We start from the raw sequence: 12,733 nt of genomic DNA on the forward strand, positions 1-12,733 counted from the left end.
CCCGTCGAGCGTGAAGAAGATCGCGAGCTTTCCGAGAAATCTCGCGATCTTTCGCACATTCGGCGTCGAGGTCTGATGGATCTACGGGTTCCCGAGGTCAACATCGCTGGGCGATGGGCCCGTGACGGGCTGGGCGCATTCGCCTCCGAGGCGGCGTTCACTCATTTCCTGGGCACGTACGAGGCCGGGATGGCGACGCTGCCGCCGTTCGAGTTGTTCGACGTGCCAACCACATTCGGGACCGTGCGGGCCTATCGCTTCGCCGGGCCGGCCACCGGCGCACCGGCAATCCTGTTGCCCGGCCGCAACGCGTCGACGCCGATGTACCGAACCAACCTCGAATCCCTGCTGAAGCACCGCACGGTCTATGGCATCGACCTGCTCGGCGAGGCAGGCCTGTCGGTGCAGCACAAGCCTGTTCGCGACGCCCCGGATCAGGCCCAGTGGCTCGACGAGACGCTGGCCGGCCTCGGCTTGGAAAAGGCGCACCTGCTCGGTGTGTCGATGGGCGGCTGGACCGCAGCCAACGGTGCGGTGCACCGGCCCGCGCGGATAGCGTCGATCACCTTGCTCGATCCGGTCTTCACCTTCACCGGTGTTCCGGTCAAGGCGATACTGGCCTCGGTGGCACTGTTCGCTCCGGGCGTGCCGGAGCAGTGGCGCCTGAGGGTGCAGAGCTGGATAGCCGGGGGTGCCGATCTGGATGCCGCCGAGATGGAAGCCGCGCTGATCTCCGCGGGTTCAACGGATTTCACGCTCCACACTCCGATGCCGAAACTATTCAGCGATGAGCAGCTGCGGGGAATCCGCGTACCGGTGCTGGCATTGATCGCGGGCCGCAGCGTCATGCTCGACCCAGCGCGCGCCGTCGCGCGGGGACGAGAGTTGTTGCCGCGCGGGAATATTGAACTCTGGCCCGACGCCTCTCACGCCATCAACGGTGAATACCCGGAAGACATTGCGCAGCGGGTGGGCCAATTCTGGGGCGCCGTGTAACCCTTCGCCGGACTGGTCCTCAGGCGCGGATCACCGACGTCCCCAGCGCTTCGAAACGCTGTGCTTCCTCCGCGGGCAACTCGGTGCCGGTGACGATCGACTCGAAATCGGAGACTTCCGCGAACCGGCAGAAGCTCGTCTCCCCGAACTTGGAATGCGCGGCCACCAGCACGCACCGCTGTGCGACCCTCACCGCCGTCTGCTTCACCGCTGCCACGGCGGGATCCGGTGTGGTGAGGCCATGCTCGGCGGTGATCCCGTTGGTGCCCAGGAACGCGATATCGATGACCAGGCTGCTCAATCGCTCGACCGCCCAGTGGTCGACCGTGGCCAGGGTGCGCCCTCGCATTCGCCCACCGATCATCAGGACGGTGACGGTCTCGCTGTGAGCCAGCGCTTCGGCGGCCAGCAGCGACGATGTCACAACGGTAAGTTCCTGATCGACGAGCTGTTCGGCGATCAGCCGGGGCGTGAAACCCTCGTCGAGATAAACGGTTTCGGCGCCGTGCAACAGATGTGCCGCCGCGGCAGCGATGCGGTGCTTCTGGGCCAGATCCACCTGGCTGCGGTATTCGACGGTGGATTCGAACGCGGCGGTCTCCAGTGGAATCGCGCCGCCGTGTACACGTTTGAGCAGTCGTCTCCCGGCCAGCGCCTTGAGGTCGCGGCGGATGGTCTCGGCAGCGACGTCGAGTTCGTCGGCCAGCGTCAGGACGTCGACGCGGCCGCGGCTGCGCGCGAACTCGACGATGCGGCTCTGGCGGGTATCTGAATCCACGCTTGCCATTCTGGGGCAGCCCGGGTGTCGTGTCGGTTATTTGCTGTCGGACAGCACCGCGCGCACGTCGTCTGCGCTGGTCGCCGCCCGCAGCCGGGCCACCTCATCCTTGTCGAGGAAGACGTGGGCGATCTTGGTCAGCAGTGCCATGTGGTCGTTGCCCAGACCGGCGATTCCGACCACGAACTCGGCGGGTTTGCCGTTCCAGTCGATGGGTTCGGGGTAGCGCACGAAGGAGATCCCGGTACGGCGGATCGCGGACTTCGCTTCGTTGGTGCCGTGCGGGATGGCCAGACCGTTGCCCATGTAGGTCGACACCGACTTCTCGCGCTCGTGCATGGCATCCACGTAGGCCGGCTCGACCGCTTCTGCTGCGACCAGGAGGGCGCCGGCCTCGTCGATGGCCGCGTCCGCTGAGGTGGCGGTGCCGGCCAACACGATCGAATCGAGGGGGAGTACATCGACCCCAGCTGTCTGGTCTTCGCGCGAGCGCTCATCCGGGGCCTTCTGGTCTTCGCGCAAGCGCTCATCCGCCATGTCATCGGGCTGCTCCTCGGCAACCCCACTGGCGGAGGCATTCGTGTTCCGCAACATCTCCACGATCTCGTCGTAGCGGGGGCTACTCATGAAGTCCTCCACCGAGACATGAACGGCCGATCCGGTTTTCAGACGAGCCCGGTCGGTGAGGTCGCGGTGGGTCACCACCATGTCGTAGGTGTCGGTGAGGTTCGCAATCGATTGGTTGGTCACCGTGACGTCACCGAATCCCGCGGAACGGATCTTCTTGCGCAGCACCGAGGCGCCCATCGCCGAGGACCCCATGCCGGCGTCGCAGGCGAACACGATGCTGGTCACCGGGCCTTGGTGCGCACCGACCAGGGCTGAAGCCACGCTGGACTTCTTGCCCTTGAGTGCCTCCATCTCCGCGGTGGCCGCGGCCAGATCGGGTTCGTCACCGGCCCGGTCGGTCTTGAGCAGCAGTGAGGCGACAGCGAACGACACGGCGGCGGCGCCGAGCACCGACAGCGTCACGCCGAGGTAGCTGCCGCCGGCGGTCTGTGCGTAGATCGCGATGATCGAACCGGGCGCGGCCGGGGCGCGCAGCCCGGAACCGAACAGCACGTTGATGAAGACGCCGGTCATACCGCCGAGGATGGTCGCGGCGATCAACTTGGGCTTCATCAGCACGTAAGGGAAATAGATTTCGTGGATGCCGCCGAAGAACTGGATGATCGCGGCGCCCGGTGCCGAGGCGCGGGCAACGCCGCGGCCGAACACCATGAAGGCCAACAGGAGTCCCAGGCCGGGCCCGGGGTTGGCCTCGAGCAGGAACAGGACCGATTTGCCGGTCTCCAGCGCCTGGGTGGTGCCCAACGGTGTCAGCACCCCGTGGTTGATGGCGTTGTTGAGGAACAGCACCTTCGCCGGTTCGATGAGCAATGAGGTCACGGGCAGCAGGTCGTTGTTGACCAGGAAGTCCACCGCGTGTCCGGCGGCCCGGGTGAACGATGACACGATCGGCCCGACGCCGAAGAAGCCGAGGATCGCCAGCAGCATGCCCAGGATGCCGGCGGAGAAGTTGTCGACCAGCATTTCGAAGCCGGGCCGGATCTTGCCCTCCCACAGGGCGTCGGCCTTCTTCATCGCCCAGCCGCCCAGTGGCCCCATGATCATCGCGCCCATGAACATCGGGACGTCGGCACCGGCGACCACGCCCATGGTGGCGATCGCGCCGACGACAGCGCCGCGGTTGCCGTGGATCATCCGGCCACCGGTGTATCCGATCAGGACGGGCAGCAGGTAGGTGATCATCGGGCCGACGATGCCGGCGCCGTCGTAGCTGCCCCAGCCGCCGATCTTGGCCACCCACCCGTCGGGGTCCTTGAGCCCGGAGAAGATGGCCTGCAGCCAGCCCTGCTCGATGAACAGGGCGGTGATCAGGCCCCAGGCGATGAAGGCGCCGATATTCGGCATCACCATGTTCGACAGCGAGGTGCCCAGCTTCTGCACATGCACCCGGACCCCGGTGCGTGGCGCTTCGACAGTGGACATCTGACGACCTCCGATCTTGCCGGCTGCTGGGTGACGCCGGTCACATGCATGCTCAGTACATCGCATAAGTGGGCATCTCCGCAACCAATCGGGCGTAAATGGGCGCAGAAAACTGTGGTTTTATGACCGGATCAGCGTTAGGGTGCTGATACCGACCCGGTTAGCGCCATTCCCTGCGAGTCGAGAGGACCCGTCATGAAAGCCCTGCGTTACTACGCCCCCGAGGACGTCCGGCTGGAGGATGTACCGGAGCCCCAGTGCGGCCCCGGCGAGGTGAAGATCCGGGTTCGCAACTGCTCCACCTGCGGCACCGATGTCAAGATCCTGCACAACGGGCACCAGAACCTGACCCCACCGCGCACCATCGGCCATGAGATCGCCGGTGACATCGTGGAGGTGGGTGCCGACGTGAATTCCACCTATGGCACCGATTGGGCCGAGGGCGACCGCGTCCAGGTGATCGCGGCGGTCCCGTGCGGAGAATGTCACGAGTGCCGCAAGGGCTGGATGGCCGTTTGCCAGAACCAGACGTCGATGGGGTACCAGTACGACGGCGGGTTCGCCGAGTACATGATCGTTCCGCGCCAGGTGCTCAAAGTCGATGGGCTGAACCGGATTCCGGACAACGTCAGTTACGACGAAGCGTCGGCGGCCGAACCGTTCGCGTGCGCGATCAACGCGCAGGACCTGCTCGGTATCGAGGAGGGCGACACCGTCGTGGTGTTCGGCGCCGGACCGATCGGCTGTATGCACATCCGCATCGCGCGCGGCGTGCACAATTGCGGTCCGGTCTATCTGGTCGACGTGAACGAAAGCCGGCTCAAGATGTCGGCCGACGCCGTGCATCCCGACGGGGTGATCAACGCGGCGGAGGTCGACGTCGTCGAGAAGGTGATGGAACTGACCGGCGCCCGCGGCGCCGACGTCGTCATCACCGCCACCGCAGCAAACGTCACTCAGGAACAGGCCATCGCGATGGCCGCCCGAAACGGGCGTATCTCATTCTTCGGTGGATTGCCCAAGACCAACCCCACCATCACGTGCGATTCGAACATCGTGCACTACCGGCAGTTGCACATCCACGGTGCCAACGGTTCCGCGCCTGAGCACAACAAGCGTGCGCTGCAGTACATCTCGACCGGACAGGTGCCAGTGAAGGACCTCATCACCCGCCACATCCCGCTCGACGACGTGCTGGACGCGTTCTCGATCGTGCAGAACGGTGAGGCCATCAAGGTGACGGTCGAGCCTGCCGCTGCGACCGCGCCGGTCTGAGGTCAGTACAGCTCGTTCTCGTAGTGATCGTCGATCACCGCATGAAGTGAGCCGGCCAGGTCGCCGAGTTTCTCGGCCATCTTCGCCGCGCTCTCGGTGATCGTGAGGGTGTAGAAGTCTCCGCCCAACGTCACGGCTTCGGCCAGTCCCCGGCTGTCTCCTTCCCAGAGCTTGGCCCGGATCACGGCCTTGCCGCACTGACCGAACACTTCGCGAATGCGCACGATGGTGGCCAACACAGCGGGTTTGCCGTCGGCGCTGAGCATTTCGAGCAGTTCGGGGTCGTCGGTGACGAACGCGTCCCCGTTCACCCGGATCACCTCGCGGATGCCCGGCACGAAGAAGACCAGTCCTACCGCGGGATGCTTGGTGATGTTCTCGTGAGTGTCGGCCAGTTTGTTGCCCGGCCGGTCCGGGATGGCGAGCGTCCACGGGTCGAGGATTCGCACCGAACCCGGTGGGTCGCCGCGCGGGCTGGTGTCCAATTGGCCGTCGGCGCCCACCGTGGCCATGCAGAAGAACGGACTGTGCGCGATGAACCGGGCCGAGAATTCGCCGAGTTTCGGCTCCTTCTTCTCCGCGATGAACCGCTCCGGGTGCCCGACGATCTCCCTGACCCGCTCCATCGAGATCGGGGAGTACGAATCTGCCGCTGTACCTGTGGTTTTCACCATCGCCTCCATCACACGTCGAGAATGAGTCGGGGAGTCTGTGCCCGGGAAACGCAGATGAACATGCGATCGTTGGCGGCGCGCTCAGAGTCGGAGAGGATGTCGTCGCGATGGTCGGGTACTCCGTCGACGACGGCGGTCTCGCAGGCACCGCAGATACCCGATCGGCACGACGACGGCACGTTGATCCCGGCGCCATCGAGGGCGGCGAGAATGCTCTGGCCCGCTTCGACTTTGACGGTTGTGCCCGAGGCTGCGCACACCACCTCGACCGGCTTGTCTTCGGCAGCGGGCGCCCGTTCGCGCGGCTTGAAGCGCTCGAGATGCAGGCTGTCCGCCGGCCAGTGTGCGGTGGCGTCCTGCAGCGCCGACAGCAGCGCCGGGGGGCCGCACGCATAGATCTTCACCTCGGGCTGAACCTCGGCGAAGTGCTCACCGAGAGGGATGCGACCGTCGGCGTCAGAGGCGTAGAGGCTCACCCGCATTCCGTATTCGCGGAGTTCGTCTGAGAACGGCATCGAGGTCGCGGTGTGCCCGCCGTAGAGCAGTTTCCAGTCCAGACCCCAGGCCTCGGCCTGACGGATCATCGGAAGGATCGGGGTGATTCCGATGCCGCCGGCCACGAATGTGTATGAGGTGGCCGGATGCAGCTCGAAGGTGTTCCGCAGGCCGGCAACCGTAAGTTGTTGTCCTGGTCGCAGAAACGCGTGCACGTACTCGGACCCGCCGCGGCTGGTGCGTTCCCGCCGGACCCCGATGCGGTAGTACGACCGCTCGCCGACCGGCCCGCACAACGAGTATTGGCGCTGGATGCCGGTCGGCAGGACCAGGTCGATGTGTGCGCCCGGGTCCCAGGCCGGCAGTAGTTCACCGGCACGCGGCTGCAATTGCACGGATACCACGCCATCGGCTTCCCAACGCAGCTGCCGCACGGCGACGCCGATTCCGTCGGCTGGCAGTTCGTCTCTCACACACCCTCCTTCCGCATTAACAATGTTAATTGCAGTTCAGAGCGTAATGATAACGTTGTTAACGTGTCAACCGCCCCGACTGGACGTGATCGCGTGGCACTGGCAAACCTGTCGTTGGACAGTGTGGTCGGTGAAGCCTTGGCGCTGGTCAACGAGGGCGGGCTGGAATCGCTGACGATGCGACGGCTGGCCGACCGGCTGCGGGCCCACCTCCCGACGATCTACCGGCTGGTGGACGGCAAGGACGCCCTGATGGACGAGATGGCCGAGACGATTCTGGCGAAGGCGCTCGAGAGCTCTGACACCGATCATCCGGAGTGGGCCGATCGCGTCAAAAGTCTTGCCGCGGGCCTGCGTTCGGCTCTGCTGGCGCAGCGCGACGGAGCCCGTATCGTCGGCGGCAACTACGCCGCCAAGCGGGCCAACCTGACCTTTGTCGACACGCTCGTAGGCAGTATCCAGGCCGGCGGTCTGGTCCGGGAACATGCCTTGTGGTCTGCCAGCTCACTTTTCTGCTACGTCCTCGGTGAAGTTCTTGAGCAGCAGGGTGCCGCCGGTGGTGAGACCGAGACGCTCGAATCTGTGGTTCGCGCCGGGCACTACCCGCACCTCGCGTCCAGTCCCGCTGAGCAGTTGCTCGATTTCGGCGCGCGATTCGAGTTCGGGCTGGGCCTGCTCATATCGGGCATGCGTTCCCTCGATGGCTGAGCCTGCCCGGCTACCGGCTTGTCGCTGAAACCCAGTGCCAGCCCTGCGGCAATCAATCCGATGCCCACCCACACCAGCGCCGCGGGTGGGGTGCCGGTGACGGGTATGCCGATCACCGCGGCGGCAATGGGTGCCACTCCGGTCAATAGCCCGGCCGGTCCGGCGCCAAGTGTGTGCACGCAGGTGTACCAGAGGACGAACGCGACCGCCGTCACGCAGACGGCCAGATAGCCGATCGCCAGGATCTCGCCGGCATCGAAAGCGCCTGCCGCTCTGGGCCCTTCGGTTGCCAGCGCCAGCACGCCGAACATCGCGGAGGCCATCCAGGTGGTGTGTACAGACACTCCGGCGGGACCGTGTGACCCGAGGACTGGCACAGCCAGCAGCGTGAAGCCGGCCTCGCAGCTGAAAACGACTATGGCCCAGAGTAATCCGACGGCGTCGGCGCGGCCGAGCCCTTCCACGATGACAGCGCCGATGCTGACCACGCCGGCCGCGGCAAGCACACGGCTCCCTGGCCGGTGGCTCTCCAGTAGCGGCCCCACCGTCGCCAGTGCCAACGGCACGCATGCCACCGCGACGGCCAGCACCGCCGGTTCGGCGTGGCGTGATCCGTACACCAGGGCCACGTTGAACAGCACCAGGCCGGTCACGGTGACGCCGAGTAGCCAGAACCACTCGCTGCCGCGGGGGCGGCGCAGCGGTCGGCCGGTCAACCGGACCCAGGCGAGCAGCAGCAGGCAGGCAATGGCGTAGCGCAGTGCCTGCGCGGTGTGCAGTGGCGCGTCGGCGAGGGCGCTCGAGACGGCGACGCTGCCGCCGACGAACGTCATACCGAGGGCGCCGGACAGGCCGGCACGGGCAGGGCTGGACATGTGACCATCTTCGGGCCAACATGGTCCAACAAATAGAACCAAGTCTGGACATCTCTAATGGACCAAACGGTGCGGGATGCGGTCGGCGCAGATTTTCTACAGCTCGATGCGGCGACTGCCCCGGCGCGCGGCCTGACCGACTGGCTCGCAGATGCGCTGCGTGGCGCGATCGCCGACGGGAGGCTGACGTCGGGTACCCGCTTCCCCGCGACCCGGATCCTGGCCGGCGAACTGGGGATATCTCGCGGCGTCGTCGTCGAGGCCTACCGACGGCTGGCCGACGAAGGTCTGGTCGGGGGACGCGCCGGGGGTGGCACCCACGTGCTCACGCAACCGGTCCGGCCGCCACGGGTAGGCCCCGCGGCGCCGTCGGTGTCACGTCTGCCGCGTTCCCGCCTACCGGTAGGTGAGGGGATCGACCTCTCGCCGGGAGTGCCCGATCTGTCGGCATTTCCCCGCAGTGTCTGGCTGCGCGCCGAACGGGCGGTGCTGGCCGAGGCCACTCCGGACGACCTCGGCTACGGAGATCCCCGCGGTCATCCCCGGTTGCGCGCGGCACTCGCCCCGTGGCTGGGCAGGACGCGCGGGCTGCGCATCGAGCCCGACGACATCCTGGTCGTCGCGGGCGTCGCGCAGGCCATTGCCCTGCTGGCCCAGCAGTTGCGCGGTGAAGGGCTCGACACGGTCGCCGTCGAGGATCCCGGCTCGCGCGGTGCGGTCGACGAACTCGAGTACTGGGGAGTGCGCCCGGTGCCGGTCCCGGTCGACGGCGACGGCATCGTCGTCACGGAGCTGACTGCCACTGGCGCACCCACCGTCTTCCTGACCCCGGCGCATCAGTTCCCGACGGGCGTGGTGCTCGGCCCGCAGCGGCGCCGCGAGCTGCTCGAGTGGGACGGCGAGCTGATCATCGAAGACGACTACGACGCCGAATACCGCTATGACCGCGCACCCGTGCCGGCCATGCATCCGTCGGCGCCCGATCGCATCGCGTATGCCGGCAGCACCTCGAAGAGCCTCGCACCCGCACTGCGTCTGGGCTGGCTGGTTGCGCCGCGGGAGCGACGACCCGGCCTGGTGGCGGCCAAGCATGCCACCGACCTCGGAAGCCCGACTGTGCCGCAACTGGTGCTCGCACGGCTACTGGAATCCGGCGAGTACGATCGCCATGTCCGGCTGGTCCGGGCGCGGCACCGGGCCCGGCGCGATGCCCTGCTGGGCGTGCTTGCCACCGCGATCCCCGCTGCGACGGTGACCGGTGTCGCCGCCGGGCTGCACCTGCTCGTCAGCCTGCCCGAGGGAGTCGACGACGTTGCGCTGGCCGACGAGCTGCGTGAGGCCGGCGTTCTCGTGCACCCGGTGTCATGGCACCGGCGGCTACCCGGACCGCCAGGCCTGGTTGTCGGGTACGCATCGCATCCACCGGACCGGTTACGCGAAGCTGCAGCCGTGATCGCCCGCATCGTGGGGTAGCCCGCTCGGCGCAAATCTGTGACCGTGCCGAGCAAACACACGTAACCTGTTGGCGCGCGGCAAAGTCGAAGACACCTCGAGTGGAGCGGGAGCTGATGCGGTACTACTACTCGGCCGATGTGATCCGTGCGGCCGAGGCGCCACTGCTCGCATCACTGCCCGACGGGGTGCTGATGGGCCGCGCCGCCTATGGGCTGGCGACGGCGATCGCGACGGAGTTGAAGCTGCGCACCGGTGGTGTGGCCGGCCGGAGGATCTGCGCGGTCGTGGGTTCCGGCGACAACGGCGGCGATGCCCTGTGGGCGGCGACGTTCTTACGTCGTCGCGGAGCGGCGGCCGATGCCGTCCTGCTCAACCCTGACAAAACTCACACCAAGGGCCTGGCCGCATTCCGGAGCGCCGGTGGTCGGGTGGTGTCCGGGATCGCGGCCGGAACCGATCTGGTGATCGATGGTGTTGTCGGCATCTCCGGACGCGGTGCGTTGCGTCCCAACGCCGCGGCGGTATTCGAGGCCAACACGGTGCCCGTGGTGGCGGTCGACATCCCCAGCGGCCTCGACGTGCAGACCGGCGCCGCCGAAGGCCCACATGTGCGTGCCGCTCTGACCGTCACATTCGGCGGCCTCAAACCTGTTCACGCACTGGGGGAGTGCGGTCGCGTCGAACTCATCGACATCGGACTGGGCCTGGCGCCCAGCGACCTCGCCGGATTCGAAGTGGCCGATGTGCGGGCGCGGTGGCCGATTCCGGGGCCGCACGATGACAAGTACACCCAGGGCGTGACGGGCGTACTGTCCGGGTCGTCGACCTATCCCGGTGCGGCGGTGCTGAGTGCCGGTGCCGCCGTCGCCGTCACCTCGGGCATGGTCCGCTATGCGGGAAGCGCTGCACCGCAGGTGCTTTCACATTGGCCAGAGGTGATCGCCTCGCCTACCCCGCAGGAGGCAGGCCGGGTGCAGGCCTGGGCGGTGGGGCCGGGTCTGGGTACCGACGAGACTGCGAGGGCGGCATTGGATTTCGCGCTCCAATCCGATCTTCCGGTCATTGTGGACGCTGACGGGCTGACGATGCTCGCCGCCGACCCGGGCCCGCTCACCGGCCGCGGCGCGCCGACCGTGCTGACCCCGCATGCCGGCGAATTCCAGCGGCTGGCCGGCCATCCGCCGGGCGCTGACCGGGTGACGGCCACCCGCGAGCTGGCGCAGCGACTCGGAGTCACGGTGCTGCTCAAGGGCAATGTCACCGTCATCGCAGAGCCCGGTTCGGCGGGCATGACGTACCTCAATCCGGCCGGCCAGTCCTGGGCTGCCACAGCGGGATCCGGTGATGTGCTGACGGGCATCATCGGCGCATTGCTGGCGGCCGGCCTGCCCGCCGGAGAGGCCGCCGCCGCGGCAGCCTTCGTCCACGCCCGCGCCGCCAACCTGTCGGCGGCCGATCCCGGCCCGAGCCCGGCGCCCACCTCGGCGTCGCGCATCCTCGCCCACGTCCGCGCCGCCATCGCCTCGCTGTAAACAGTTCGCCGCAACGAAAAGGACTTGCCATGTCGCACAAGCACCATCGCACCCCGCACATCTCGCCGGCCTACACCGGCCGGTTGGCGATGGCGCCGGTCCCGTCGCTGCGTCTGCCCGACGAGGCCATGGATCCGCAGGCGGCCTACCGGTTCATCCACGACGAGCTCATGCTCGACGGCAGCTCCCGGTTGAACCTGGCGACGTTCGTCACCACGTGGATGGACCCCGAGGCCGAGAAGCTCATGGCCGAGACGTTCGACAAGAACATGATCGACAAGGATGAGTACCCCGCCACCGCCGCGATCGAAGCGCGCTGCGTGAGCATGGTCGCCGACCTTTTCCACGCCGAAGATCTGCGGGACGACGATCCGTCCAGCGCGTGCGGAGTCTCCACGATCGGATCCAGCGAGGCGGTGATGCTGGGCGGGCTCGCGCTCAAGTGGCGGTGGCGCGAGAAGGTCGGAAAAGATTGGAAGGGGCGCACGCCCAACCTGGTGATGGGTTCCAACGTCCAGGTGGTGTGGGAGAAGTTCTGCCGCTACTTCGACGTCGAGCCGCGGTACCTCCCGATGACCGAGGACCGTTACGTCATCACCCCCGAGCAGGTACTCGACGCGGTCGACGAGGACACCATCGGGGTGGTGGCCATCCTGGGCACCACTTACACCGGTGAACTGGAACCGATCGCCGAGATCTGCGCGGCGCTCGACACGCTCGCTCAAGACAAGGGCCTCGACATCCCCGTGCACGTCGATGCCGCCAGCGGCGGATTCGTCGTCCCGTTCCTGCACCCCGACCTGGAGTGGGACTTCCGGCTGCCGCGCGTGGTGTCGATCAACGTCAGCGGCCACAAGTACGGGTTGACCTACCCGGGCATCGGCTTCGTGGTGTGGCGCGGCAAGGAGCATCTGCCCGAGGATCTGGTGTTCCGGGTCAACTACCTGGGCGGTGACATGCCGACGTTCACCCTGAACTTCTCCCGGTCCGGCAATCAGGTGGTGGGCCAGTACTACAACTTCCTCCGGTTGGGGCGGGCCGGGTACACCCAGGTGATGCAGTGCCTGTCGCAGACCGCGCGCTGGCTGGGCGACGAGCTACGGGACAGTGAGCACTTCGAGCTGATCACCGACGGTTCGGCCATCCCGGTGGTCAGCTTCCGGCTCAAGGGCAATTCGGGCTACACCGAGTTCGACGTATCCGAGGGCTTGCGCTCCTTCGGCTGGCAGGTCCCGGCGTACACCATGCCCGAGGGAGCCACCGACGTCGTGGTGCTGCGCGTCGTCGTGCGTGAGGGTTTCTCGGCGGATCTGGCCCGGGCGCTCAAGGACGACATGATCACCGTGCTCGGCCGGCTCGACAAGCTCAAACCGCGCGGCGCGTTCGACGACCTGCAGCCGTTCGCGCACTAGCGTCGGCG

At 67.0% G+C, this 12,733-nt stretch carries 11 protein-coding genes; 6 read left to right on the forward strand and 5 right to left on the reverse strand.

What is annotated here, in order from left to right; all coding sequences use genetic code 11:
- Positions 1-75 precede the first annotated feature (75 nt).
- Positions 76-996: an alpha/beta fold hydrolase gene (locus ACZYZF_RS10960; RefSeq protein WP_463835662.1), complete on the forward strand. Its 921-nt coding sequence runs from the start codon at positions 76-78 to the stop codon at positions 994-996.
- Between the two features lie 19 nt (positions 997-1,015).
- Here the strand turns inward: ACZYZF_RS10960 and ACZYZF_RS10965 are convergent, their stop codons facing one another.
- Positions 1,016-1,774, reverse strand: a complete 759-nt coding sequence (locus ACZYZF_RS10965; protein WP_463744871.1) for a DeoR/GlpR family DNA-binding transcription regulator — start codon at positions 1,772-1,774, stop codon at positions 1,016-1,018.
- A gap of 36 nt (positions 1,775-1,810) precedes the next feature.
- A complete protein-coding gene (locus tag ACZYZF_RS10970) occupies positions 1,811-3,826 on the reverse strand; it encodes a PTS mannitol transporter subunit IICBA (protein WP_463835663.1) in 2,016 nt (671 codons plus the stop codon).
- 195 nt (positions 3,827-4,021) lie between these two features.
- Between ACZYZF_RS10970 and ACZYZF_RS10975 the strand changes: the two genes are divergently transcribed.
- Positions 4,022-5,101 (forward strand): zinc-dependent dehydrogenase, encoded by a 1,080-nt coding sequence (locus ACZYZF_RS10975; protein WP_463835664.1) that lies wholly within the window; start codon positions 4,022-4,024, stop codon positions 5,099-5,101.
- 2 nt (positions 5,102-5,103) lie between these two features.
- On the opposite strand, the gene ACZYZF_RS10980 is transcribed toward ACZYZF_RS10975, so the two are convergent.
- Positions 5,104-5,775, reverse strand: a complete 672-nt coding sequence (locus ACZYZF_RS10980; protein WP_463744868.1) for an MSMEG_1061 family FMN-dependent PPOX-type flavoprotein — start codon at positions 5,773-5,775, stop codon at positions 5,104-5,106.
- Between the two features lie 8 nt (positions 5,776-5,783).
- Positions 5,784-6,743 (reverse strand): PDR/VanB family oxidoreductase, encoded by a 960-nt coding sequence (locus tag ACZYZF_RS10985; RefSeq protein WP_463835665.1) that lies wholly within the window; start codon positions 6,741-6,743, stop codon positions 5,784-5,786.
- A 93-nt stretch (positions 6,744-6,836) separates the two neighbouring features.
- Here ACZYZF_RS10985 and ACZYZF_RS10990 point away from each other — a divergent pair, with 93 nt between their 5' ends.
- Complete coding sequence (locus ACZYZF_RS10990; RefSeq protein ID WP_463835666.1) at positions 6,837-7,451, forward strand: TetR/AcrR family transcriptional regulator C-terminal domain-containing protein; 615 nt, start codon at positions 6,837-6,839, stop codon at positions 7,449-7,451.
- On the opposite strand, the gene ACZYZF_RS10995 is transcribed toward ACZYZF_RS10990, so the two are convergent.
- Complete coding sequence (locus tag ACZYZF_RS10995) at positions 7,343-8,326, reverse strand: DMT family transporter (RefSeq protein ID WP_463835668.1); 984 nt, start codon at positions 8,324-8,326, stop codon at positions 7,343-7,345. The genes ACZYZF_RS10990 and ACZYZF_RS10995 overlap by 109 nt on opposite strands.
- Before the next feature lie 69 nt (positions 8,327-8,395).
- On the opposite strand from ACZYZF_RS10995, the gene pdxR reads away from it, so the two are divergent.
- From pdxR to ACZYZF_RS11010, 3 genes are all read left to right on the forward strand, one after another.
- A complete protein-coding gene (gene pdxR, locus ACZYZF_RS11000; RefSeq protein ID WP_463835670.1) occupies positions 8,396-9,799 on the forward strand; it encodes a MocR-like pyridoxine biosynthesis transcription factor PdxR in 1,404 nt (467 codons plus the stop codon).
- A 95-nt stretch (positions 9,800-9,894) separates the two neighbouring features.
- On the forward strand, positions 9,895-11,313 hold the full coding sequence (locus ACZYZF_RS11005; RefSeq protein WP_463835879.1) for an NAD(P)H-hydrate dehydratase: 1,419 nt from the start codon (positions 9,895-9,897) through the stop codon (positions 11,311-11,313).
- A gap of 29 nt (positions 11,314-11,342) precedes the next feature.
- The gene (locus ACZYZF_RS11010; RefSeq protein ID WP_463744863.1) at positions 11,343-12,725 is read left to right on the forward strand and encodes a glutamate decarboxylase; all 1,383 of its coding nucleotides are present in this window, start codon (positions 11,343-11,345) and stop codon (positions 12,723-12,725) included.
- The last annotated feature ends 8 nt before the right edge of the window (positions 12,726-12,733 follow it).

The organism is Mycobacterium sp. IDUB_24 (genome assembly GCF_055419385.1).